This window comes from Gemmata algarum, assembly GCF_034097035.1.
In the GTDB taxonomy this organism is placed as follows: domain Bacteria; phylum Planctomycetota; class Planctomycetia; order Gemmatales; family Gemmataceae; genus Gemmata; species Gemmata algarum.
This window is the reverse complement of record NZ_JAXBLV010000165.1, coordinates 1-251: the sequence shown is the minus strand read 5'-3', so window position 1 is coordinate 251 and position 251 is coordinate 1. Positions and strand designations below refer to the sequence as shown.

Annotated in this window: 1 protein-coding gene; it reads left to right on the top strand. The window is 67.3% G+C overall.

What is annotated here, in order from left to right:
• Positions 1-58: 58 nt before the first annotated feature.
• On the top strand, positions 59-251 hold a 193-nt coding region (locus R5W23_RS12640), incomplete at its 3' end, for a hypothetical protein (protein WP_320686631.1).

Here is a 251-nt window from a genome sequence, read left to right as displayed (position 1 = left end):
CATCGAGGTCGTCCACGCTCCGACGGGTCGCGCTGTCGTTCGGGCGAGGTCGGCCTCGATGTCTCATTTATACGCTCCGGCGCCCTCGTTCCAAACGGTGCTCCGTACCTTCGCACAGGCTCCCGATCTGCCCGCGCGTGCGTTGCTCACGGTCGACCAGATCCAGGCCGCCGGCGCGGACCTGGGCGTCGACTTCGCGACCGAAGGTCATCACGTGTGGACGCCCGCGCTCACGCTCTGGACCTTCCTGA